Annotated in this window: 25 protein-coding genes and 1 rRNA gene; 15 read left to right on the forward strand and 11 right to left on the reverse strand. The window is 69.0% G+C overall.

The window, feature by feature from the left end; all coding sequences use genetic code 11:
• The first annotated feature begins 1 nt into the window (after position 1).
• Positions 2-1,618, forward strand: coding sequence for a DNA-directed DNA polymerase II small subunit (locus tag NO889_RS04025; RefSeq protein ID WP_256410963.1), 1,617 nt, complete (start codon positions 2-4; stop codon positions 1,616-1,618).
• Between the two features lie 252 nt (positions 1,619-1,870).
• Here NO889_RS04025 and NO889_RS04030 read toward each other — a convergent pair whose 3' ends face one another.
• Genes NO889_RS04030 through NO889_RS04045 form a run of 4 tightly spaced genes read right to left on the reverse strand, consistent with a single transcriptional unit; the run spans position 1,871 to position 4,576 of the window.
• Complete coding sequence (locus tag NO889_RS04030; protein WP_256410964.1) at positions 1,871-2,500, reverse strand: IMPACT family protein; 630 nt, start codon at positions 2,498-2,500, stop codon at positions 1,871-1,873.
• A gap of 39 nt (positions 2,501-2,539) precedes the next feature.
• Entirely contained in the window at positions 2,540-3,025 is a 486-nt protein-coding gene (locus NO889_RS04035; RefSeq protein WP_256410965.1) for a hypothetical protein, read from the reverse strand.
• Positions 3,026-3,029: 4 nt separating this feature from the next.
• Complete coding sequence (gene pspAB, locus NO889_RS04040) at positions 3,030-3,635, reverse strand: PspA-associated protein PspAB (RefSeq protein WP_256410966.1); 606 nt, start codon at positions 3,633-3,635, stop codon at positions 3,030-3,032.
• 29 nt (positions 3,636-3,664) lie between these two features.
• The gene (locus NO889_RS04045) at positions 3,665-4,576 is read right to left on the reverse strand and encodes an MBL fold metallo-hydrolase (RefSeq protein WP_256410967.1); all 912 of its coding nucleotides are present in this window, start codon (positions 4,574-4,576) and stop codon (positions 3,665-3,667) included.
• Between the two features lie 162 nt (positions 4,577-4,738).
• On the opposite strand from NO889_RS04045, the gene NO889_RS04050 reads away from it, so the two are divergent.
• The gene (locus NO889_RS04050; RefSeq protein ID WP_256410968.1) at positions 4,739-5,677 is read left to right on the forward strand and encodes an NAD(P)H-binding protein; all 939 of its coding nucleotides are present in this window, start codon (positions 4,739-4,741) and stop codon (positions 5,675-5,677) included.
• The gene (locus NO889_RS04055) at positions 5,674-6,348 is read left to right on the forward strand and encodes a DUF7530 family protein (RefSeq protein WP_256410969.1); all 675 of its coding nucleotides are present in this window, start codon (positions 5,674-5,676) and stop codon (positions 6,346-6,348) included. Before NO889_RS04050 ends, NO889_RS04055 begins: the two co-directional genes overlap by 4 nt.
• 45 nt (positions 6,349-6,393) lie before the next feature.
• On the opposite strand, the gene NO889_RS04060 is transcribed toward NO889_RS04055, so the two are convergent.
• Positions 6,394-6,561: a DUF5786 family protein gene (locus tag NO889_RS04060; protein ID WP_256410970.1), complete on the reverse strand. Its 168-nt coding sequence runs from the start codon at positions 6,559-6,561 to the stop codon at positions 6,394-6,396.
• Positions 6,562-6,725: 164 nt separating this feature from the next.
• On the opposite strand from NO889_RS04060, the gene NO889_RS04065 reads away from it, so the two are divergent.
• Positions 6,726-7,775, forward strand: a complete 1,050-nt coding sequence (locus tag NO889_RS04065; RefSeq protein ID WP_256410971.1) for a DUF5784 family protein — start codon at positions 6,726-6,728, stop codon at positions 7,773-7,775.
• Positions 7,776-8,142: 367 nt separating this feature from the next.
• Here NO889_RS04065 and NO889_RS04070 read toward each other — a convergent pair whose 3' ends face one another.
• A complete protein-coding gene (locus NO889_RS04070; protein WP_256410972.1) occupies positions 8,143-8,427 on the reverse strand; it encodes a DUF5789 family protein in 285 nt (94 codons plus the stop codon).
• A 159-nt stretch (positions 8,428-8,586) separates the two neighbouring features.
• On the opposite strand from NO889_RS04070, the gene NO889_RS04075 reads away from it, so the two are divergent.
• From NO889_RS04075 to hemB, 3 genes are all read left to right on the forward strand, one after another.
• A complete protein-coding gene (locus tag NO889_RS04075) occupies positions 8,587-9,417 on the forward strand; it encodes a PHP domain-containing protein (protein WP_256410973.1) in 831 nt (276 codons plus the stop codon).
• Between the two features lie 102 nt (positions 9,418-9,519).
• Positions 9,520-9,690 (forward strand): DUF6757 family protein, encoded by a 171-nt coding sequence (locus NO889_RS04080; protein WP_256410974.1) that lies wholly within the window; start codon positions 9,520-9,522, stop codon positions 9,688-9,690.
• 77 nt (positions 9,691-9,767) lie between these two features.
• Positions 9,768-10,748 carry a porphobilinogen synthase gene (gene hemB, locus NO889_RS04085; RefSeq protein WP_256410975.1) on the forward strand — a complete coding sequence of 327 codons (981 nt, stop codon included), beginning with the start codon at positions 9,768-9,770 and terminating at the stop codon, positions 10,746-10,748.
• Positions 10,749-10,783: 35 nt separating this feature from the next.
• Here hemB and NO889_RS04090 read toward each other — a convergent pair whose 3' ends face one another.
• On the reverse strand, positions 10,784-11,182 hold the full coding sequence (locus NO889_RS04090) for a hypothetical protein (protein ID WP_256410976.1): 399 nt from the start codon (positions 11,180-11,182) through the stop codon (positions 10,784-10,786).
• A 143-nt stretch (positions 11,183-11,325) separates the two neighbouring features.
• Between NO889_RS04090 and NO889_RS16500 the strand changes: the two genes are divergently transcribed.
• A complete protein-coding gene (locus tag NO889_RS16500; RefSeq protein ID WP_425498812.1) occupies positions 11,326-11,424 on the forward strand; it encodes a hypothetical protein in 99 nt (32 codons plus the stop codon).
• Positions 11,424-12,308: a DUF7089 family protein gene (locus NO889_RS04095; RefSeq protein WP_256410977.1), complete on the forward strand. Its 885-nt coding sequence runs from the start codon at positions 11,424-11,426 to the stop codon at positions 12,306-12,308. The genes NO889_RS16500 and NO889_RS04095 overlap by 1 nt, the downstream gene beginning before the upstream one ends.
• 4 nt (positions 12,309-12,312) lie before the next feature.
• On the opposite strand, the gene NO889_RS04100 is transcribed toward NO889_RS04095, so the two are convergent.
• Entirely contained in the window at positions 12,313-12,891 is a 579-nt protein-coding gene (locus tag NO889_RS04100) for a DUF7090 family protein (protein WP_256410978.1), read from the reverse strand.
• A 118-nt stretch (positions 12,892-13,009) separates the two neighbouring features.
• Here NO889_RS04100 and NO889_RS04105 point away from each other — a divergent pair, with 118 nt between their 5' ends.
• Together NO889_RS04105 and NO889_RS04110 are read left to right on the forward strand one after the other, a co-directional pair.
• Positions 13,010-13,582: a magnesium transporter gene (locus tag NO889_RS04105; RefSeq protein ID WP_256410979.1), complete on the forward strand. Its 573-nt coding sequence runs from the start codon at positions 13,010-13,012 to the stop codon at positions 13,580-13,582.
• A 116-nt stretch (positions 13,583-13,698) separates the two neighbouring features.
• The gene (locus NO889_RS04110) at positions 13,699-14,214 is read left to right on the forward strand and encodes a magnesium transporter (RefSeq protein ID WP_256411001.1); all 516 of its coding nucleotides are present in this window, start codon (positions 13,699-13,701) and stop codon (positions 14,212-14,214) included.
• A 29-nt stretch (positions 14,215-14,243) separates the two neighbouring features.
• Here NO889_RS04110 and NO889_RS04115 read toward each other — a convergent pair whose 3' ends face one another.
• A complete protein-coding gene (locus NO889_RS04115; protein ID WP_256410980.1) occupies positions 14,244-14,684 on the reverse strand; it encodes a DUF2391 domain-containing protein in 441 nt (146 codons plus the stop codon).
• A 187-nt stretch (positions 14,685-14,871) separates the two neighbouring features.
• Between NO889_RS04115 and NO889_RS04120 the strand changes: the two genes are divergently transcribed.
• Both NO889_RS04120 and NO889_RS04125 read left to right on the forward strand, forming a co-directional pair.
• Positions 14,872-15,549: a class I SAM-dependent methyltransferase gene (locus NO889_RS04120; protein ID WP_256410981.1), complete on the forward strand. Its 678-nt coding sequence runs from the start codon at positions 14,872-14,874 to the stop codon at positions 15,547-15,549.
• A 384-nt stretch (positions 15,550-15,933) separates the two neighbouring features.
• The gene (locus NO889_RS04125; protein ID WP_256410982.1) at positions 15,934-18,564 is read left to right on the forward strand and encodes a valine--tRNA ligase; all 2,631 of its coding nucleotides are present in this window, start codon (positions 15,934-15,936) and stop codon (positions 18,562-18,564) included.
• A gap of 19 nt (positions 18,565-18,583) precedes the next feature.
• Here NO889_RS04125 and NO889_RS04130 read toward each other — a convergent pair whose 3' ends face one another.
• Both NO889_RS04130 and NO889_RS04135 read right to left on the reverse strand, forming a co-directional pair.
• Positions 18,584-19,642 carry a quinone-dependent dihydroorotate dehydrogenase gene (locus NO889_RS04130; RefSeq protein WP_256410983.1) on the reverse strand — a complete coding sequence of 353 codons (1,059 nt, stop codon included), beginning with the start codon at positions 19,640-19,642 and terminating at the stop codon, positions 18,584-18,586.
• A 120-nt stretch (positions 19,643-19,762) separates the two neighbouring features.
• Positions 19,763-19,966, reverse strand: a complete 204-nt coding sequence (locus tag NO889_RS04135; RefSeq protein ID WP_256410984.1) for an AbrB/MazE/SpoVT family DNA-binding domain-containing protein — start codon at positions 19,964-19,966, stop codon at positions 19,763-19,765.
• Positions 19,967-20,208: 242 nt separating this feature from the next.
• Between NO889_RS04135 and NO889_RS04140 the strand changes: the two genes are divergently transcribed.
• Both NO889_RS04140 and NO889_RS04145 read left to right on the forward strand, forming a co-directional pair.
• Positions 20,209-20,538 (forward strand): non-histone chromosomal MC1 family protein, encoded by a 330-nt coding sequence (locus tag NO889_RS04140; RefSeq protein WP_256410985.1) that lies wholly within the window; start codon positions 20,209-20,211, stop codon positions 20,536-20,538.
• Positions 20,539-21,071: 533 nt separating this feature from the next.
• Positions 21,072-21,261 (forward strand): 16S ribosomal RNA (locus NO889_RS04145); the annotation flags it as partial.

Here is a 21,261-nt window from a genome sequence, read left to right on the forward strand (position 1 = left end):
CGTGCCGCTGGAGTCGAACGCGCGGATCGTGAGCGAACTCGCCAGCCGCGGCTACAACGCCGAGCGCGAGGCCGTGACCCTCCTGGCGGGTGCCGACGACGTTGCCGCGGTGCTCGAGGCCGCCGTCGAGGCCGCTCCCGACGACGCGCTCCGGATCACGACCGACCACGTCCGCGCCGCCCTCGACGGTCGCGCGGTCGCTTCGGGTGACGCTTCGACCGATGCCTCGTCCGGACGATCGTCCGCTGTGCCAGCCAGCGACGGCAGATCTCCAGTTGAAACGAAGGGGTTAGGGGTCGAAGACTCGGCCGACCCGGCCGCGGGGGTCGTCGCTGACGACCGATCCGGCGGCCGCGATGGCTCCGGAAGCGACGAGGGCCACGACGACGCCACCCACGACCGGGACCCGTCGCGCCGCGAACTCGAGGTCGGCAACGACATGACCGGCCACAGCACGGGAACCGGCGAGTACGCCGACTTCGTCCGGACGTTTCGCGACCGCTACGAGCGGCTCTCCGGCCTCCTGCGCGGCCGCGTCAACCACCGGCCGGCCGAGGCGATCGCCGACATGCCCGGCGGCAGCGACGCCGCGATGATCGGCTTAGTCAACGACGTGCGCTCCACCAAGTCGGGCCACTGGCTGATCGAACTCGAGGACACCACGGGAACGTTCCCCGCGCTGGTGATGAAGGACAGGGGGCTCGCGGACGTCGTCGACGAGATCCTCATGGACGAGTGTCTCGCGATCGAGGGGACGCTCGCGGACGACTCGGGGATCCTCTTCGCGGACTCGCTCCACTTCCCCGACGTCCCGCGAACCCGCGTCACCGGCGGGGCGGACCGCCACGTCCAGGCCGCGCTGATCTCCGACGTTCACGTCGGCAGCGAGGAGTTCGTCGCCGACGCCTGGAGCCGGTTCACCGACTGGCTCCACACGCCCGAGGCCGCGCCCGTCGAGTACCTGCTCGTCGCCGGCGACATGGTCGAGGGGGTGGGCGTCTACCCGGACCAGGACGAGGAGCTGGATGTCGTCGACATCTACGAGCAGTACGAGCTGTTCGCGGAGTACCTGAAGGAGGTCCCCGGCGACACCGAGATCGTGATGATCCCCGGCAACCACGACGCCGTCCGGCTCGCGGAGCCCCAGCCGGGATTCAACGACGAGATCCGCGGGATCATGGACGTCCACGACGCACGGATCGTCTCGAACCCCGCGACGGTCTCCGTGGAGGGCGTCGAGGTGTTGATGTACCACGGCGTCTCGCTCGACGAGGTCATCGCCGAGCTGCCCGAGGAGAAGGCCAGCTACGACGAGCCGCACAAGGCGATGTACCAACTGCTCAAGAAGCGCCACGTCGCCCCCCAGTTCGGCGGTCACACCCGCGTGGCCCCCGAGGAGCGCGACTACCTCGTGATAGAGGACGTGCCGGACGTGTTCCACACCGGCCACGTCCACAAGCTCGGCTGGGGGAAGTACCACGACGTGCTCGCGGTCAACTCCGGCTGCTGGCAGGCGCAGACCGACTTCCAGAAGTCCGTCAACATCGACCCGGACGCCGGCTACGCGCCGATCCTCGACCTCGACACCCTCGAGATGACCGTCCGGAAGTTCACCTGACCGGTCGGCGTCGCCCGCGCAGTTCACCAGACCGGTCCGCGTCGCCCGCGCGGTCGCGGATCGTCGTCCGCACATTTATCACCGGAAACGAGGCCAGACACCGCGTGATCCGACCGCCGCCCGCGGCGCACTGGACGGGAGCGCGACGCCCCGCCGCGGAGCCCACCCGATCCGCGTCGCCTGTCAAGCCCCTCTCTTCCCTCGTTGCCTGTCCGCCCCCTCCTCACCGCTCTCCGTTCGACGCTCGACGCCTCACTCGATCTCGACCCGGCCGCTCGTCGCGTCGTTGAGCCGCTCGACCAGGTCGTTGACCTCGACCAGCGGGACGCGCAGCTCGAAGCGGACCCGCTCGTCGTAGTCGGCCTCGAACTCGACGCCAGACGACTCGATCACGCCGCGGATCGTTCCCGAGTCGTCGTAGTCGGTCGACACGACCAGCCGGCGGTGCGGCCGCTCCTCGACGACGCCCGCCTCGTCGACGGCGTCCTTGACGGCCCGTGAGTACGCGCGGGCGAGCCCGCCCACCCCGAGGTTCGTTCCGCCGTAGTACCGCGTGACGACGGCGACGACGTTCCGGAGGTCCCGCTTCTCGAGGACGTTCAGCGCCGGCTTCCCGGCGGAGCCGCTCGGCTCGCCGTCGTCGTCGCCGTACTCGCGGAGCATGACGTCGGATCCGGGCGTCCGCTCGGACGCCTCGCCGGCTGGCACCCGATAGGCCGGGACGTTGTGGGTCGCGTCCGCGTACTCGGCCCCGACGGCCTCGACGAACGCTTCGGCCTCCTCGACGGTGTCGGCGGGCGCGACGTGGCCGAGGAACTCCGATCCGCGGACCTCGAACGTCGCCGTCGCGCGCTCGGCGACCGTGCGGTAGGTGTCGCTCACTACCCGTCGATCCGGGACTCGACTAATAAGGCGTGTCGGTCAGTTCGCCTCCGACCCGCCGTCCGCCGACTCGCCGCCGTTCGACCCGCCTCCCGAGCGACCCACGACGACGCTCGTCGGCGGCGCGAGCCGGTAGAGCGCGACGAACGCGACCGCGCCGACGACCTCGGCCGCCTTCCCGACGATCGCCAGCGGGTCGGTCGAGAGTGCCGCGACCGTCGTTCCGCCGTGCCAGGCGACGTAGCCGACGAGGTACGCGGCGAGCGTGCCCGCGCCGAGCGCGTACAGCCGTCGGTACTCGTCGGCCCGCAGCGTCCCGGCGGCGACGACGGCGGTGAAGACGGCCGCGAGGACGAAGAGGTACGGTCGCGGGTCGGCCGGGTCGGCCAGCCGGGGCCACGCCCACAGCAGGTGGGTCGCCGCGCTCACCGTCGCAGCCTGGACGGCCACGATCCGGAGGACGCGTTTCCGGGTACTCTCAGTCGAGCGTTCGGATCCGCCGACTCGGGCTCCGTCTTCTCCCATCCGATCACTCCCAGGGGTGTCGTCCGGGGGCGTCGGGCCACAGTGGGTACCAGTAGGACTCGTCGTCCTCGAGCCCGAGCTCCCCGTCGAGGACCGACTGGAGCTTGAACTCGACGCGCTGGTTTCGGTCGCCGGTCCCGTCGGGCGCGAACGGGTAGTACGCCCCGCGGCGGAACGAGTAGATCCAGTAGGCGCGACCGGCGTCGTTCTCGAAGCCGAAGACGGCGGCGAGGAGCCGCGAGCCGAACCCCTCTTCGATGAACTGGTCCGCGGCGAAGTGGACGCTCGTCACGAGGTCCTCGGGGTCGTCGTCCTCGAGGACGAACCAGTGGTAGCCGTGGTCGTCCTCGTGGCGATGGAACCCGGTTCCGGTCTCGATCTCGCCGGCCTCGAGGATCTCCTCGACCATCGAGACGGCGTCGTCGAAGCGGGTGCTGTCGACTCCGGAGAAACACAGCGCGGCCTCGCCGACGTGGTCGTAGCCGAGGTCCGCCTCCATCGTCATGTACGCCGTCGACATCCCGAAGAGGTCCTCGGGGTCTGCCGCTCGGGTCGCGTCCGTCTCGGCGCTCGTCCCGAGCACGGCGCGGATCGTATCGAAGATGCCCATCGGTTGGATCCCCCTAGGCGGCGGGGGGTTTAGGGCGTTTCTCCCCGGTCTAAGAACGCCAGGACGCCGCGGGCGTTCAGGCTCGCGTCGGCGCGGGCCCGTTCGGAGTTCCAGAACTCGACGTCGCGGCTCGTCTCCTCGAAGTGTTCGACGACCGCCTCGTCGTCGCCCAGCTCCTCGCGTTTCGCGCGGACCGCCTCCACCCACTCGACGTACGTTCGCTTCGCCTCCTCGATCAGGTCGGGGTCGTACTCGCGCGGGCCGAAGTGGCCGAAACAGAGGTGGTCCGGCTCGAGGTCGGCTATCGTCCCGAGGTCGCGGAGACACTGGTTGAGGTCGAACTGCGGCGGCGGCGTCGTCTGGCGGATCGAATCCACTTCGGGGACGTAGATTCCGGCGGCGTCCGCGGTGAAGACCACGCCGGCGTCCGGGTCGTGATACACCGCGTGGTGGGGGGCGTGTCCCGGCGCGGAGTGAACGACGAGCTCGCGGCCACCCAGGTCGATCCGGTCGCCGTCCGCGAGCCCCGTGATCCGGTCCTCGGGGACGGGTTCGGGGTCGTCGTAGTACTGCCACTGGTCGCGCACCGCCGACTTCGTCCCGTCGACGAGCCTCTCCGGATCGACGAGGTGTCGCACGCCTCGCTCCGGGACGGCGACCTCGGCGTTCGGATACCGCGCGGCCAGGTGACCCGCGCCGCCGGCGTGGTCGAGGTGGGCGTGCGTCGGAACGATCCACGCGAGTTCGTCGACTTCGATCCCGATCTTCCCGATCGTCTCGAACAGCGCCTCCCGGTTCGCGCCCGTACCGGTGTCGATCACGGCGGGGCGCTCGGCGTCGTACACGTACACCGACCCGTACTCGTCGGTGTCGAACATTCCCGTGTCGTGAACGTACAGGTCCGGCACGCCGCGCACCGGCTCGAACTCGCCAGCGTTCATACGGGTCCGCCGACGGCCAGGGCCTTTTACCGATCGGTCGCCGTCGTCGTCGCCGGCGGCCTCCGATCCGCGTTTCGCGCCCGATCCGCGTTCCGGTCCCGCCTCGCGTTCCGTTCTCGCGCCGTGCGGAGGCTTATGGTCGCGCCGCTCTTCCGTCCGGGTATGCGCGTGCTCGTCACCGGCGCGACCGGGTTCGTCGGGCGTCGGCTCGTTCCGGCGCTTCTCGACCGTGGCCACGAGGTCGTCTCGCTCGTCCGGGACGCCGACGGCTACGCCCCGCCGGCGGGCGTCCGCGTCGTCGAGGGTGACCTGCTGGAGCCGGGGAGCCTCCCGCCGGCGTTCCGGGTCGACGGCGAGGTCGTCGACGCCGCCTACTACCTCGTCCACTCGATGGACGGCGGCCCCGGCTACGAGGAGCGCGACCGGAACTGCGCGCGGAACTTCGCGGAGGCCGCCTCCGCCGCCGGCGTCTCTCGGGTCGTCTACCTCGGTGGCCTCGGCGAGGACCGCGACGGCCTCTCCGAACACCTCCGATCGCGACGCGAGGTCGAGCGCGTCCTCGCGGAGGGGTCGTACGCGCTGACGACGCTGCGGGCCGCGATCGTGATCGGCGCGGGAAGCGCCAGCTTCGAGGTGATCCGCGGGCTCGCGGGCCGGCTCCCGCTCATGATCACTCCGAAGTGGGTCGACACGCTCTGTCAGCCGATCGCGATCGACGACGTGGTCGCGTACCTCGCGGGCGTCCTTGAGGTCCCCGAGACCGCCGGCGAAACCTACGAGATCGGCGGCCCCGAGGTGTTGACGTACGCGGAGATCCTCCGGCGGACCCGCCGGCAGTTCGGCCGCGGTCTGTACATCCTCCGCGCGCCCGTCTTGAGCCCGGAGCTATCCGCCCGGTGGCTTCGGCTCGTCACCGACGTGAACCCCTACCTCGCGCGTTCGCTCGTCGAGGGGCTCCGAAACACGGTGATCGTCGAGGACGACCGGATCCGCGAGCTGGTCCCCGTCGAGGCGACGCCCTTCGACCTCGCGGTCGCCCGCGCGCTCGACGCCGAACGGGCGGCGGGATCGGTCGAGTCCGGGTCGGGGGCGACCTCGTGAGCCGGAGCTACGGCGAGACGTGGGTGTACGAGAGCCTCGTCGGCGGGATCCCCGGCTTGGCGGTCCCGCGGCGGGTCGCCGTCGCCGTCCAGTTCCTCCTCTTCGAGGTCGCGGTCCTCGTCCTCGGCTGGTACTACGGGCTGTGGAACGCGGTCCTCGCGGGGACGGTCGCGGTCTTCGTGGCCGCGGTCGGCAGCGTCGAGATGCACCGGCTCGGCGCGAACAACCGGCTGCTGTCGACGCCGCCGGAGCACAAGCGGCTGCTGTTCGGGTCGAGCATCGAGATCGTCTTGGGCGTGCTCGCGTTCATCGCGCTCGTGACGTACCTCTTCGTCTGGGACGGGGCGCTGCTCGAACGGCTCTTCGGTCCGCGTCCGCCCGCGCCGGTCGTGTACGTCACCCTCCTCGTCCTCTGGGATCTCACCTACCGGATCGGCACCTCCTGGTGGAGCGCGGTCGTCGCGCTCTGGCGGGCGGTCCACGTCGACCTCTCCCCGGAAGACGCCGCGATCGCTCGCCGCCTCGACGCGGAGAACGTCGCGTTCTCGGCGGTACAGCTGGCGTTGACCCCGTTTCTCCTCGAGGAACCGATCCTGCTCGGCGCCGTCGTCGGCCACGTGCTCGCCGTCGCGCTCGTCTGTTCGGCCGCGATCCTCCTCACCGGTCGCTGATCGTCGAACGGATCGCCGAAAACCGCCGAACGACTCGGATCCCTGTTACTCTCCTTTCATCTCCTGGAACTTGTCGAGGAGTGCCTCCGCGGAGTCGCCGGAGTCGTACGTGAGCGAGCCCGAATACTCCGGCCGCTCGGCGTCGAAATCGGCGTCGACAGCACTCGTCTTCGCTTCCCGCCTTTCGTGCTCGGCCTCGTCATAGGCACCCATTGACATGGTACGATCTCACTTAGCAACTCTTGTACATATACCTGTCGGCGGATCCGCATTCGTTTCTCAGACGCGATAGTTACCCGATCGCCGAGGCCTCGGTCGGAGCGGCGTTCCGGTCGGGCCACCGGAAGCCCTTAGCCGAGTCGTGCGGTAGCGGACGCGTGGCACAACCGCTCCGATTCAGGCGCGCGCCCGGCCGGTGGGACACGGATCGGGTCCGCTCGCGGATCGAACGCCCGCTCGACGAGAACCTCGGCGCGACCGCGAGCGACCCGTGGTTCAAGCCGCCCCCCCGGTACGAGGCGCGGCGGTTCGACATGGACGACGGCTCGTGGGCGCTGTTCTGTTGGACCGACGACGACGCCGACCCGCCGGAGGGTGCGGGCGGCGGCCCCGTCGGCTACTGGCTCGGCAACACGGAGACGCCGAGCGACCTCTGGCGCACGGACAAGTACGGCTTCGAGGAGGTCCCCTATCCCGTCTCGCGGTGGGCCCAGCGGGAGCTGCTCGCGGGGCTTCACGACGACGAGCCGTGGCTCGCGGACTACCCGCACGTCTCGTGGTTCTTCCTCCCGGTGTTCTGCTCGAAGGACGGCGCGGCGACGACCAGGGCGTTCTTCCGCGACCACGCCGCCGGCTTCCCCGACGCGACCCGCGAGGAGGGGACCGGCTACGTCGAGCGTCTCCTGCGGCCCGGCATCCTCGACGAGTACCGCGAGACGATGGCGGGCAAGCTCGGCACCTCCACCTCGATGGACCTCGTTCGCATGAGCGCGACCGTCGCGGAGTTCACGGCCGCGAAGCTCATCTCGGATTCGGGGTACGCGTTGACCCCCGAGATCGAGGTGACGACCGGCCACTCGCTCGACTTCCGCGCGACCGACCCCGACACGGGGACCGGCTCGCTCGTCGAGGTCACCCGACCGCAGCCGGTCGCGACCCGGTCGGCGTCCGGCCCGGTCGCGGCCGTCCGCGACACCGTCGAGACGAAGACCAGCGGCCAGTTGGAGGCGCACGGCGGCGGAGCGACGCTGTTCGTCGACTGCTCGTCGTTCCCCGACGACGACTGGGACGCGGTCCGCGCCGCGCGCCCGGACGTCCGCCACCGGCCCGCGGTCGTCCTCCGCGCTCGCCCGAACGGCCGGATCGAGGCCTACCGGAAGGGGTCGGTCCCGATCGATCTCTCGCCGGCCGTCGAGTGGATCGACTGAGGCCGGTGGAGTGGTTGCGTACCGGTGAAAGAGACTACGATCTGTTAGTGTGGCTGACGCAACGATCGGTCTTCGATGCGGTGGCGCGCCTCCGAGCGCCCGACAGGGCGTGAGGAGCCCGCGAGGGACGCGGTGAGCACTCGGAGAGTGCGAGCCGCGAGGCTGGGGAGGCGTGAGGTGCGGGGCGGTTGCGGTGCGGGTGGACTCTCAAAGGGGCAGTCGCCGGCGGCTCAGCCGCCGGCTGTCAGAGGCGCGGAGCGCCTCGCGACTGGGGCTTTGACGGTGTACGCCGTAGTCGTGTTTCTCACTTCGTACTGCCGCGGCTCGCCGGAAAACGCCTCGAAAAACGAGAACCGCTACCGCCGCCTCAGAACGAGACCGGCTGCGGCCCGTTCTCGCCGTCCGTCGTCGGGTCGCGGTCCGAGTAGAACCGTCGGCCGACGCCGCGGTGACAGACGCCGGCTCGCAGCGTGTCGAAGACCTCCTCGGGCGCGTCGAACGTCTGCTCGCCGAACCGTTCGAGCACGTCCCCGATCCGCTCCGAGCCGTCGGCGAGCTGTACGGTCGCGTTTCCGTGAGCCGCGATCAGCTCTTCGGAGGTGGTCGGGAACTGGTGCCGTTCGATCCGGTCGTCGACGCCGTTCAAGCGCATCAACTACGCCGAGTCGCCGGAGGTTCTTAATGATTGTCCATGAACGTCCTTAGTCGGGGGTTACCTCCTTATACGTCATAATACCGCGTGCGGTATACGTCATGATTCCGCACGGATCGGCACCGTCGTTGCTTAGTGGGGTCGGCGGAAACGAGGGGTATGGACGCTGACAGCCGAGATTCCGAACACGGCGACCGTCGTTCCGGTCTCGTCGCCGACCTCCATACCCACACGACCGTCTCCGACGGGACGTTGACGATCGACGAGGTCCCGGCGGCCGCCCGCGAGGCCGGACTCGACTGGGTCGCGGTCACCGACCACGACCGCGTCCACCCCGGGATCGACGCACCCGTCGTCGAGCGCGACGGGGTCCGGATCGTTCGAGGGATCGAGCTCCGCGTCGACGCCGGCTTCGAGCGGCTCGACCTGCTCGGGTACGCCGTCGAGCACACCCCCGCGCTCGACGCCGAGATCGACCGGCTCCAGACCGACCGCCGCGAGCGCGGCGCGGCGATCCTCCGGCGCGTCGAGGAGCGCCTCGGCGTCGACCTCGACGTGGAGCCCCGCCCCGGCCTCGGTCGGCCGCACGTCGCCCGCGCGATCGAGGCGTCGGCCGCGCCGTACGACTACGCCGACGCCTTCGACGAGCTGATCGGGAACGACGGGCCGTGTTACGTCGCCCGCGACGTGACCGACCTCGACCGCGGCGTCGACCTACTCCGGGGGTCGTGCGCGCTCGTCGGGCTCGCACACCCGTTCCGCTACGCCGACGTCGACGCGGCGCTCGAGGTCGCCCGCGACCTCGACGCGATCGAGCGCTTCTACCCGTACGGTCGCCCGGTCGACACCGGTCGGATCGACGCGATCGTCGCCGACGCGGATCTGCTCGCGACGGGCGGGAGCGACGCCCACGAGCGGACCCTCGGCGCGGCCGGACTGACCGAGGCCGCGTTCGCGCCGGTCCGCAAGCGACTGTCGGCCCCGCGCTGAGCGGCCTCCGTTGAGTCCGGTCGAGGGGCGGGGAACCCCGGCCGGGGAGGGGAGACTCCGGCGAGGAACAGGGTTAACTCTCGGCGCGACCGAGGGATCGACATGCGGTGTCACTACTGCGACAGCGAGGCCGCCTACGAGGCCGAACGGGCCGGCGTCGTCGTCGGGCTCTGTGCCGAGCACTTCCGCGAACGCGTCGAGGAGCTGGCCGACGACGAGGGGTTGGCGGCGCTCTCGGACCGGCTCGACGTCGAGTCGCGAGAGGGCGAGTGACGCGTCCATCGACCGCTTTTCCGATCCGCCCGCGCGCGAACGAACGCTAAAAGACGGTCCGCGACCAAGCGGCAGGTATGTACCCCACCGACCGCCCGCGACGGCTCCGAACCGACGGGATCCGCCCGCTCGTCAGCGAGTCGTCGCTGTCGGCGTCCGACCTCGTCGCGCCCGTCTTCGTCGACGCGACGACCGACGAGCGCGTGCCGATCGAGTCGATGCCGGGCCACGAGCGCGTCCCTCACGACGAGGCGGTCGCGCGCGTCGAGGAGGTCCGCGAGACCGGCGTCGAGGCGGTCATCCTCTTCGGGATCCCCGAGACCAAGGACCCGACTGGGAGCCGGGCGTACGCCGACGACGGCGTCGTCCAACGGGCGATCCGCCGGATCTCGGGCGCGACTGACGCGTACGTGATCGGCGACGTCTGTCTGTGTGAGTACACCGACCACGGCCACTGCGGGGTGATCGAGCCGGCGGCCGAGAGCGACCCGACGCTCACGGTGAGAAACGACGAGACGCTGGACCTGCTCGCGGAGACCGCGGTCTCGCAGGCCGACGCCGGCGCGGACATGGTCGCGCCCTCGGCGATGGCGGACGGGCAGGTGGGGGCGATCCGCTCGGCGCTCGACGACGCGGGCCACGAGGACGTGGCGCTCATGAGCTACGCCGCGAAGTACGAGTCGGCCTTCTACGGCCCGTTCCGGGACGCCGCCGACGGCGCGCCCGCCTTCGGTGACCGCCGGCACTACCAGATGGACCCCGCCAACCGCCGGGAGGCGCTCCGGGAGGCCCGACTCGACGCCGAGGCGGGCGCGGACGTGTTGATGGTGAAGCCGGGACTCCCGTACCTCGACGTCGTCTCGGACCTCCGCCGGGAGTTCGACCGCCCGATCGCCGCCTACAACGTCTCCGGCGAGTACGCCATGCTCCACGCCGCCGCGGAAAAGGGGTGGCTCGACCTCGAGGCGGTCGCCCACGAGTCGCTCGTCTCGCTCAAGCGCGCGGGCGCGGACCTGATCGTGACCTACTTCGCGGAGGACCTGGCCGACCGGCTGTAGCTCGGCCCTTGCGGTGATCTCATCGACCGGTCCGGTCACTCGTCGCGTTCGAGCCGAAACCGCGTGGTCGATCTCCCCTCGAAGCGCGGTCCCGATCCCGCCGCCGCGAACCCGGCGTCCTCGAGCGCGTCGCTACGACGTTTCTCGCCGTCGACGACGACCGCCTCGACGTCCATCCCCTCGCGTTTCGCGAACCGCTTCGGCTCCTCGATCAGCCGCTCGAGCGCCGGGGGCGTCCCGGCGAGGTCGGTCACGTGAACGGTCCCCGCGCGGACGTCGAACGCGACGAAGCCGTCGATCTCGTCCCCGTCTCGACCGTCGGTCGCGACTCTGACCGTCCGGTCGTGTATCGTGTCCACGAGCACGTCCGCCGGGCGGCCGGTCACGTCGGCGAGCGCCTCGGCGTCCGACTCGAGCGCGTCACGGATCCGCATACCCGTCGTCTCTCGGCCGGCCGGTTAAGTCCGCGGGCGGAAGCCACCTCTCCACCTCGACGGGACACCGCGGTCGCCGGTCGAGCGGGTCACCGTGGTCGCCGACCGAATGAATTTAACACGCCGGGGCGCACGTCTCCACCATGAGCAAATCCACCAAGATCGTCCTCGGCACGGTCGGGATATCCGCCGCGCTCGCGGTGCTTATCATCCTCTCGTACGTCTTCGGAACGGCCGGGTGATGTTCTCGGCTCGCGATCTCGACGCCGACCTGGCGGCGGTTCGAGACCGTCACGCGCCCGGATCGCCCGTCCTCGACGTCGACGCCGAGTTCGAGACGCTGCCGCCCGCGGCCGCGGAGGACCTCGGGCTGTTCGTCGACGGGCTCGACCCGTTCTCGTGTCCCGACGAGTGGCTTCCGTCTGACGCTCCGGAGGCCCTTCGACGGTACGCGGGACCGACGTTCACGGTGGGGCTCCCCGGCGCGGGGACCGTGGTCCGTACGACGCAGACGGACCCGCAGGCCGTCCTCCTCAAGCGCCGCGCCGAGGGGACGCCCGAGGACTTCCTCGCCTTTCTGATCGCCGACCGACTGGTTCAGGTCGGGGTCGAACCGGCCGCGGGGACGGTCGCCTCCTCCGAGGAGCCCGGCGACCGGCTTCCGGAGACGTTCCTCCCGTTCTTCGGGCCGCGATACCGCGACCTCGACGCGGCGATCCGGCGACCGTATCCGAGCGGCGACGGGGCCGACACCCCCTCCGACGCGACCCACCGGTTCGACGCCGCGGACGTCTTCCAGGTCGCGGCCGCGCTGTACGACGCGTGGGTCGGCCTCCACACTCGAGAGGTATTCGCCTCGTTGGAGGAGGAGTCCCCCCGGCTGTACGACGCTTGGGTCGACGCCGGCGAACGTCTGGAGGGGCGGCTCTCGGACCTCCCGACCGAGGTCGCCCGCGGGGAGACCGACTTCGCGAGCGCGACCGAGTACGCCTGCTCCGCAGTTCGACACGACCTCGACCTCCCCGCGCCGTTCGCCGCGCTGGACACCGCGGCGTACCGCGATCGGGGCGCTCCCTACGCGGTGAAGTGGGCGGAGAAGACGTTCGCGGCGCTCGGCGAGGAGTAGCCCTTCAGAACTCGACCGAGGCGTTGCCGTCGCCGTCGAGGGAGATGACCCCGTCGAAGAGCTCCCGGAACCGGTCGAGCGTCGCCACCTCGTGGACCTCCTCGGAGAGGTGGAAGATGCCGACTGCGTCGTGTTCTTTCAGCAACTCGAGGACCTCCGCGGCCGCCTCGTAGACGGCCTCGTCGTCCGCGTAGTACGCCATCTCGGTGAGCGAGTCGACGGAAACGCGGCGTTTCCCCTCCGTCTCCTCCAGGAACCGCTCGACGCGGTCGACCACGCCGTCGAGGTCGTCGGGGGCGGAGACGTAGTAGACGTCGTCGGAGGAGCGTCGCGAGTAGCCCCGCTCGACGGAGAGGGTGTCGAGGATCGTCGCCTTCTCCTCGTCGACGTCGTAGTACTCGAGTTTCTGTTCGACTTCGCGCGCGGTCGTCCGCGTCGAGACGACGAGGAACGCGTCGGTGTCGGTCTTCAGGAAGTCGGTGTCGATCCGATCCGTCTCGCCGATGCTCGGGTGGACGAGCAGGAGTCCCGTCCCCCCTGGGATCGTTTCGGGTCCGTTCTCGACGGCGAGCGCGTACTCCATACACGGGGAACCGGCCGGACCGACTTAACGGTGCGGTCCGGAACCGATCCGTCCGACCGCTCCCCGACGCGCCCGCCGCCGGACGGCTTTTCACGGCCCCCGCCGTCGGTACGTCCGCATGGACGGTCACGAAAGCGCACGGGAGATCTACCGCCAGGCGCTCCCCGTCGTGCTCGTCAGTCTCGTCGCCGGGCTGTTCGCGGGCACGATCCTCGGCTCCGAGACCATGCGCTCCGGCATCGAGAGCGTCCCCGGAATCCTGCTTCTCCTCCCGGCGTTTCTCGCGACCCGCGGCGGCGTCTACGGCTCGCTCGGCGCTCGGCTCTCGACGGGTCTCCATCAGGGGGTGATCGAGCCGACGTTCGCGCTCGACCGACGGCTCACGAACGCCATCGTCGCCTCCTTCATCAACGGGATGACGGTCTCCGTGTTCATCGCGGTCATCACCTACCTCACCTTGGTCATCCTCGGCGGTCGGGGGAGCCTGCTCGAGCTCGTCGGCATCATGCTCGTCGCCGGCTTCCTCTCGGCGGCGCTCATGCTCTCGGTGTTGATAACCGTCATCTTCGTGGGGTACCGCCGCGGACTCAATCCCGACAACGTGATCGGTCCGGTCGTGACGACGCTGGGTGACGTCTTCGGCGTCTTCTTCCTGCTCGTCGGGATCTACGTCGTGGGGGTGATCACGTGACCGACGCTCCCGGAGAACCTCGATCGTCCACGGAACCCGCGACCTCCGACGGCCTCGATGACCCCGGCGGCTCGACCGCCATCGACGAGTGGTCGGTCCAACGCATCGTCCGGACGATGATCCCGCTTCTGGCGGCCCTGTCGGTTCTCCAGCTGGTCTCGGGCACCGTCCTCGAGAGCTTCGAGCGGACCCTGCTCCAGTACCCCGCGCTCCTCGTTCTGCTCCCGGTTCAGATCGGCACGGCAGGGAACCTCGCGTCGATCACCTGCTCGCGGCTCACCACGCAGCTGTACCTCGGGACCTACGAGCCGCGGCTCTCGAACCCGGACGTTCGCGCCAACGTGATCGCCGTCTTCGCGCTCGCGGGGACCGTCTTCGGGCTCGTCGGCGTCGCGGCGTGGGCCATCGGCGTCGCGCTCGGCGGGTCGCTCGCGCTCGCTCGCGTGCTCCTGATCGCGCTCGTCTCCGGGATGCTCCTCGCGGTGCTCGTCGTGGTCGCGAGCGTCGTCGCCGTCGAGGTCTCCTATCGGGTCGGGCTCAATCCGGACGACACGACGATCCCGATCGTGACGAACCTGTGTGACGTCGCGGGCGTGTTGATCCTGTTCGCGGTCGTCGGCGTCGTCGTGTGACCGCGTCCGATTCGAGAGGGCAGGCCGGATCAGAACACGCTGTCGGCGGTCGCGGCCCCGACGACGCTGAAGACCGCGCCGACGGAGACCGCCTTGGCGGTCGTCACCCACAGATCCGTTCCCGTCACTCCCCGGTCGATGAGAAACGTGTCGGGTGCGTCGAAGAGGACGGCCAGAACGATCACCGACCCGAACGCGACGATCATCAACGAGAGGAACCTGACCGGGACCCCGACGATCTCCGGTTCGGCGTCGGGATCGCGTCCGGTGTCCGCGCGGTACAGCGTGGCGTACCCGATCGCGGCCACCATGGCGGCCGTGAGGACCGCCTGGATCCCGTTCATTCCGCTCGCGAGCACCCACACCTCCTCGGTGACCACGAACGGGCCGGCCAGGAGGAATCCGCCGACCATCTGCTGGGCGGAGTCGGCGACCCGGAACCGCGGCCGTCGGAGGTTCGGGCGTTTCATATCTCGACCATCCGGGCTCGGGAGAAAAGCGCGTCGCTCGCGCGGTCCCCTACCGACCGGGGTGACTCCGGTGCGCCGACGGTTCGGTTCCGCGCCCCGTCGCGTCGATTCCGCGATCGCCGCACGCGATCCGCCGCACGCGATCCGCCGTCGATCCGGTTTTGACCCCTCCCGCCGTCCTCCGCGTATGAGCGTCAGAGACGAGTTCGACGCGTGGGCGGCCGCCGGCAGGGACCGCGGAATGGAGGACCGCCACTGGCACACCGCGAAACACGTCCTCGCACGCATGCCGATCGAGTCGGGCGACGCCGTCCTCGATCTGGGAACCGGCTCCGGCTACGCGCTCCGCGCGCTCCGGGAGCGTGACGTCGGCCGCGGCTACGGCCTCGACGGCGCGCCGGAGATGGCCCGGAACGCCCGCGGCTACACCGACGACGACGCGGTCGGCTTTCTCGTGGGGGACTTCGACGCGCTCCCGTTCGCCGACGACTCGGTCGACCACGTGTTTTCGATGGAGGCGTTCTACTACGCCGCGAACCCGCACGACACCCTCGCCGAGGTCCGTCGCGCGTTGAAGCCCGGCGGGACGTTCTACTGTGCGGTCAACTACTTCGCCGAGAGCGAACAGACCCACGCGTGGCAGGAGCACATCTCGATCGACATGACGCTGTGGAGCCGCGCGGAGTACCGCGAGGCGTTCCGCGAGGCCGGGCTGTACGTCGCCGAGCAGGACGCGATCCCCGACCGCGAGACCGAGATCCCGCCGGAGTCGGCGTTCCCGACCGACGACTGGGAGAGCCGCGACGCGATGGTCGACCGCTACCGGACGTGGGGAACGCTGCTGACGGTCGGCGTCGCACCCTGATCGGAACGTTGGTTTCGAAGAACTGACCAGTTCCAAAGTCCCCACTGGTCGGCTACCCGAACTGGGTGCGATAACTGTGGAGAACATCCACAAAGCCCCAGCCGCGAGGGCTCGCGCGGCTCGTTGCGCTCCTCAGTCGTTCGCTCCACTCACTCCTTTCGGTGCTTACGTCGCCGGGCTTCGCCCTCGCGACTGCCCCTTTGAGTCCCACCCGACCGCACAGCCCCGCACCTCACGCCTCCCCAGCCTCGTCGGTCGCCAGAGGCGACCGACTCCCTCGCGCGCGTTGCTCGCGCGCGCCGGATCACTTCGACTCGATCGACCGCCGCGGTTCCGGCGTAACCGAGGCCGTTAAGAGGGAACCGCGGGAAATCCCACCCGATAATGCCCAGCGGAGAGTACGACCCCGACACCGCCGAGCCGCACTGGCAGCGGCGATGGGTCGACGAGGAGACGTACGCGTACCCCGACGACCCCGTCGATCCGAACACCGCGTTCTCCATCGACACCCCCCCGCCGACCGTCTCCGGCAGCCTCCACTGGGGCCACGTGTACGGCTCGATCCTCCAGGACGTCGTCGCCCGGTTCCACCGGATGTACGACAGCGAGGTGTTCTACCCGTTCGGCTACGACGACAACGGCATCGCCTCCGAGCGACTCACCGAGCGCGAGATCGACGTCCGCCACCAGGACTTCGAGCGTCGGGAGTTCCAGCGGAAGTGTCGGGAGGTGTGTCTGGAGTACGAAGAGGAGTTCACGGAGAAGATGCAGGGCGTCGGCCTCTCCATCGACTGGAACAACACCTACCGAACCATCTCTCCCGAGGTCCAGCGCGTCTCCCAGCTCTCCTTTCTCGACCTCTACGAGAAGGGCCGCGAGTACCGCCAGGAGGCCCCGGCGATCTGGTGTCCCGAGTGCGAGACCGCCATCTCGCAGGTGGAGACCGAGGACGACGAACGCGACTCGCACTTCCACGACATCGAGTTCGGGGTCGCCGGAACCGAGGACGTTTTCACCATCTCCACCACGCGACCCGAACTGCTCCCCGCCTGCGTCGCCGTCTTCGTCCACCCCGACGACGAGGAGAACGCGGACCTCGTCGGCCGCGAGGCGGAGGTGCCGCTGTTCGGCCACGAGGTGCCGATCATCGCGGACGACCGCGTCGACATGGAGACGGGCTCGGGGATCGTGATGTGTTGTACCTTCGGCGACCAGAACGACATCGAGTGGTACCAGGCGCACGACCTGGACCTCCGGGTCGCCATCGACGAGTCCGCCCACATGACCGACGTCGCCGGCGAGTACGAGGGGCTCCACTCCGCCGAGGCCCGCGAGGCCATCGTCTCCGACCTTGAGGAGGCCGGCGCGCTCACCGACCGCTGGGAGATCACCCACACCGTCAACGTCCACGAGCGCTGTGAGACGAGCGTCGAGTTCCTCGTGACCGAGCAGTGGTACGTCGAGGTGCTGGACAAACGCGAGGAGTACCTCGAGGCCGGCCGCGAGATGGAGTGGTTCCCCGAGAAGATGTTCACCCGGTATCAACACTGGGTCGAGGGGCTCCAGTGGGACTGGCTCATCTCCCGGCAGCGCTCCTCGGGGATCCCGTTCCCGGTGTGGTACTGCGCGGACTGCGACGACGAGGTCGTCGCCGAGAAGGCCGACCTGCCAGTCGATCCCCTCTCCGACGACCCGCCGATCGACGCCTGCTCGGAGTGCGGGTGCGAGGAGTTCGTCCCCGAGGACGACGTGCTCGACACGTGGGCCACTTCCTCTCTCACCCCGCTTATCAACGCCGGCTGGGACTACGACGAGGACGCCGGCGAGTTCGCGATGGACCGCCCGGAGATCTACCCGATGGACGTCCGGCCGCAGGGCCACGACATCATCTCCTTCTGGCTGTTCCACACCGTGATCAAGTGTTACGAACACACCGGCGAGGTGCCCTTCGAGTCGACGATGATCAACGGGATGGTGCTCGACGAGAACCGCGAGAAGATGTCGAAATCCAAGGGGAACGTGGTCGACCCCGACGCGGTGTTGGAGGAGTACCCCGTCGACGCCGCACGCTACTGGGCGTCCGGCTCCGCGATCGGCGACGACCTGCCGTACCAGGAGAAGGGGCTCCGCGCGGGCGAGAAGCTCATCCGGAAGCTCTGGAACGCCTCGAAGCTGGTCGAATCACTCGCGCCGGAGCCGTATCCCGCCGAGCCCGAGGGTGGCCTCCGCGAGCTCGACCGGTGGCTCCTCGCGGAACTCGACCGAGAGATCGAGACGCTCACCGCCAGACTCGAGAACCGCGAGTTCTCGAAGGCGCGGGACGGGCTCCGGAGCTTCTTCTGGAACACGTTCTGTGACGACTACCTCGAGATCGCCAAACAGCGTGAGGACGCCTCGGCGGCGTACACGCTCCGTACCGCCCACCGACGGTTCCTGAAGCTGTTCGCGCCCGTGCTCGCACACGTCACGGAGGAGCTGTGGCAGGACATGTACGCGGACGCGGCCCGCGGAGAAGGGAGCGACTCTATCCATCTCGCCGACTGGCCCGAGCCGCTCGGGCTCGACGCCGACGCCGACGCGGGCCGCGCCGCGATGGCGGTCGTGGGCGCGCTCCGCCGGTACAAAAGCGAGAACCAGCTCCCGCTCAACGCGGACCTCGACGCGGTCGAGGTGTACGCCGACATCCGCGGGTTCGAGGACGACGTCACCGGCGTGATGCACGTCGAGGACCTCGCGGTCCACCCGGACGCGGAGGCCCCCGTCGAGACGGTCGTCACGGGGATCGATCTCGACTACGCCACGGTCGGCCCGAAACACGGGGACCGGGTCGGCGACATCGACGCCGCGCTCGCGGACGACGAGTACGAGATCGACGGCGACGAGCTCCACGTCGCGGGCGTGACGCTTGCGGACGGCGAGTTCTCGATCGAGGAGGACAGACGGTACGCGGGCGAGGGCGAGCTCCTGGACGCGGAGGACGTCGTCGTCATCGTCCGGAACGCCGTCGAGGCCTGACCGATCGAGGCGAGTCCGATCACTCGAGGTCCGCGCCGACCGCGTCCTCGACCGTCTCGAACCCGTCGCGGTCGAGGAGATCGAGCAGTCCGCGATTGATCGAGCGGGCGAGCCCCGGACCCTCGTAGACGAGCGCGGTGTACAGCTGGACCACCGACGCGCCGGCGCGGATCTTCTCGTAGGCGCCCGCCGCGTCGGAGACGCCACCGACCCCGACGACCGGCACGTCCGTCCGCTCCGCGACGAACCGGACCATCTCGGTTGCGACGTCCTCGATCGGTTTTCCCGACAGTCCCCCTCGCTCGGCGCGGTTCGGACTCTCCAGCGTGTCCGGACGGGAGACGGTCGTGTTCGTCGCGATCACGCCGTCGAGGCCGAGATCGTCGACGACGGCGAGCGCCTCCGCGATCGCTTCCCGCGGGAGATCGGGCGAGAGCTTGACGAGAAGCGGCGAGGCGCCCGCCTCCGAGAGCGTTCCGAGGATCGCCTCGAGCGCCTCGCGGTTCTGTAGCTCTCGAAGGCCCGGCGTGTTGGGACTCGAGACGTTGACCACGAAGTAGTCGCCCGCGTCCGCGACGCGCTCGTAGGTGTACCGGTAGTCGCCGGCCGCCTCCGACAGCGGCGTCGACTTCGATTTCCCGACGTTGACGCCGACCGGTACGTCCGGCATCGGTTCGCGATCGAGGCGCTCGCCGACGACGTCCGCACCCTCGTTGTTGAACCCCATTCGGTTGATCAACGCGTCGTCCTCGCGGAGCCGGAACAGTCGTGGTCGGGGGTTCCCCGGCTGTCCCTCTGCGGTCACCCCCCCGACCTCGACGTGGCCGAATCCGAGCGCGGCGAGCGCCCGCGGTACCTCGGCGTTCTTGTCGAAGCCGGCGGCCACGCCGACCGGGTTCGGAAACGCGGTGTCGAACGCGTCGATCCGCAGCCGCTCGTCCTCCACCGCGTACCGCCCCCGGAGCGCCGGCTCGATCGGAGTACCCTGTACGCCGCGAAGGAAACGGTGTCCCGCGGTGTGTGCCGTCTCGGCCGGCAGCGCGAACAACGCCGGCTTCACGAGGTCGTAGAGCCCCATCGGTCGGTTCTCGTCGTCGACGGGTATCAATCCGCCGACCCACGGTACCGGTGGTACGAGCGATCCCGATCCGGACGCGAGAAGCGGTTTCGTTCCGAGTGGCGACGGACCGCGATGGCCTCAGAAGTCGTGTTCGAGCTGTTCGGGGTTCGAGTCGGCCTTCTGGATGATGATCTTGCCGTCACGGACGCGAACGAACACCTCGTCGCCGATCTCCATTCCGGCGACGGCGAGCTCGTCCTCGTGGAGGTTCACGTGGACGTTGTGGTACTCCCCGTCGTCGTCTTTGGCGCCACTCGGGCTGAGCTTCTTTTTGCGGACCATCGCGGGTGTATGGCTCGCACTTCGCCACAGCAGACATATAAGTGTTGTTTACGCGTCGGATCCCTTGACTGCGGCCGATCCAGCCCGCCGACCGGCTTCTCCGCTCGGTCGTCTCCCCGGCCGACCGACCTTCGGGATCGGGAGACCGCCCCGGTGTATTTATAAGTAATGTACCGATCAGTTTTCATTTCGCCGATATATTTATTACGGGTTGTGTGTTGGGTTGACATGGAGGTAAAACCATGGTACGTGAAGACGGTAAGCGAAACTTCGCCCTCCGAGAGGAGGACGGGTCGGAACCGAGCGAGTTCTCCGGGAACATGCCGAGACAGGCCGCGCTCAAGGCGGCTCGAACCCTCGAGCCCGCCCCTTCCGAAGACGAGGCGGAACGGACCACTATCAGGCTTCGCGAGAAAGGGACGAAGAAGGTACACGAGTACGAGGGATGGGCGTGGAAGGCGGGTGCTCCCGAAGTCGACGAGGCCGACGAGGACTTCTGGCTCAACGACCTCGACGACATCACGAAAGCCAACGTCTCGAAACAGGGTATCGAGTACCTCGACGAGGAGTGACTCGCCGGTTCCGTTCGTTCCACCCGATCCGTGTTTCTTTGACGCATCGGCTCCGTCAGCCACGCACCGGGATCGGGGGTGGCCGCCGCCCCGATCGGTTTTTCGCGGCATGAAACCGCATGACGTGGCGGGTTCGGTTCGACGGGGTTAAGTGTACACCGCGATTCGAATGGAATGCGAAGGCCCCCGCGGTGGGGGCAGCGGCCGGCCGCCGACGGCGGCCGGTCGACGCGTTCCGACGGGGTTAAATGTATACCCCGGTTCGAACCGAACGCGAAGAACGCATCGCGAACTCGGGCCGTTCAACTCGGCCCGGTTTCGCTGAGTCGGGACATCTCGACTCGACGTCATGAGGATTTCGCCCCCTGCGCTCCGGCGTAAGAGGAGATCTGATGTGAGCCGTGGACGTTCGGTGTCATCCGGGTCGCCGGTGAGACCGGACTCCACATTGGACCATGCAATGGTGTGTTGACAACGAGTCAACACCCGCCAACATAACCCCCTCGTGCCGGGAATCAGGCGCGAGGGTAGTCATTCCGGTTGATCCTGCCGGAGGCCATTGCTATTGGGATCCGATTTAGCCATGCTAGTTGTACGAGTTTATACTCGTAGCGAATAGCTCAGTAACACGTGGCCAAACTACCCTTCGGAGCACCATACCCTCGGGAAACTGAGGCTAATAGTGCATACCACAGTTCACCTGGAATGAGAACTGTGTCAAAC

The sequence above is a fragment of the Halorubrum rubrum genome, from assembly GCF_024494685.1.
Lineage (GTDB): Archaea > Halobacteriota > Halobacteria > Halobacteriales > Haloferacaceae > Halorubrum > Halorubrum rubrum.

What these genes read in the sequence shown, in the direction of transcription:
- NO889_RS04070 (WP_256410972.1), bottom strand. Translation starts at nt 8,427, where the DNA reads ATGCGCTTGAACGGCGTCGACGACCGGATCGAACGGCACCAGTTCCCG.
- NO889_RS04130 (WP_256410983.1), bottom strand. Translation starts at nt 19,642, where the DNA reads ATGGGGCTCTACGACCTCGTGAAGCCGGCGTTGTTCGCGCTGCCGGCC.
- hemB (WP_256410975.1), top strand. Translation starts at nt 9,768, where the DNA reads ATGTACCCCACCGACCGCCCGCGACGGCTCCGAACCGACGGGATCCGC.
- NO889_RS04095 (WP_256410977.1), top strand. Translation starts at nt 11,424, where the DNA reads ATGTTCTCGGCTCGCGATCTCGACGCCGACCTGGCGGCGGTTCGAGAC.
- NO889_RS04110 (WP_256411001.1), top strand. Translation starts at nt 13,699, where the DNA reads ATGATCCCGCTTCTGGCGGCCCTGTCGGTTCTCCAGCTGGTCTCGGGC.
- NO889_RS04035 (WP_256410965.1), bottom strand. Translation starts at nt 3,025, where the DNA reads ATGGGAGAAGACGGAGCCCGAGTCGGCGGATCCGAACGCTCGACTGAG.
- NO889_RS04120 (WP_256410981.1), top strand. Translation starts at nt 14,872, where the DNA reads ATGAGCGTCAGAGACGAGTTCGACGCGTGGGCGGCCGCCGGCAGGGAC.
- NO889_RS04050 (WP_256410968.1), top strand. Translation starts at nt 4,739, where the DNA reads ATGCGCGTGCTCGTCACCGGCGCGACCGGGTTCGTCGGGCGTCGGCTC.
- NO889_RS04105 (WP_256410979.1), top strand. Translation starts at nt 13,010, where the DNA reads ATGGACGGTCACGAAAGCGCACGGGAGATCTACCGCCAGGCGCTCCCC.
- NO889_RS04060 (WP_256410970.1), bottom strand. Translation starts at nt 6,561, where the DNA reads ATGGGTGCCTATGACGAGGCCGAGCACGAAAGGCGGGAAGCGAAGACG.
- NO889_RS04100 (WP_256410978.1), bottom strand. Translation starts at nt 12,891, where the DNA reads ATGGAGTACGCGCTCGCCGTCGAGAACGGACCCGAAACGATCCCAGGG.
- NO889_RS04045 (WP_256410967.1), bottom strand. Translation starts at nt 4,576, where the DNA reads ATGAACGCTGGCGAGTTCGAGCCGGTGCGCGGCGTGCCGGACCTGTAC.
- NO889_RS16500 (WP_425498812.1), top strand. Translation starts at nt 11,326, where the DNA reads ATGAGCAAATCCACCAAGATCGTCCTCGGCACGGTCGGGATATCCGCC.
- NO889_RS04125 (WP_256410982.1), top strand. Translation starts at nt 15,934, where the DNA reads ATGCCCAGCGGAGAGTACGACCCCGACACCGCCGAGCCGCACTGGCAG.
- pspAB (WP_256410966.1), bottom strand. Translation starts at nt 3,635, where the DNA reads ATGGGCATCTTCGATACGATCCGCGCCGTGCTCGGGACGAGCGCCGAG.
- NO889_RS04135 (WP_256410984.1), bottom strand. Translation starts at nt 19,966, where the DNA reads ATGGTCCGCAAAAAGAAGCTCAGCCCGAGTGGCGCCAAAGACGACGAC.
- NO889_RS04075 (WP_256410973.1), top strand. Translation starts at nt 8,587, where the DNA reads ATGGACGCTGACAGCCGAGATTCCGAACACGGCGACCGTCGTTCCGGT.
- NO889_RS04115 (WP_256410980.1), bottom strand. Translation starts at nt 14,684, where the DNA reads ATGAAACGCCCGAACCTCCGACGGCCGCGGTTCCGGGTCGCCGACTCC.
- NO889_RS04140 (WP_256410985.1), top strand. Translation starts at nt 20,209, where the DNA reads ATGGTACGTGAAGACGGTAAGCGAAACTTCGCCCTCCGAGAGGAGGAC.
- NO889_RS04080 (WP_256410974.1), top strand. Translation starts at nt 9,520, where the DNA reads ATGCGGTGTCACTACTGCGACAGCGAGGCCGCCTACGAGGCCGAACGG.
- NO889_RS04090 (WP_256410976.1), bottom strand. Translation starts at nt 11,182, where the DNA reads ATGCGGATCCGTGACGCGCTCGAGTCGGACGCCGAGGCGCTCGCCGAC.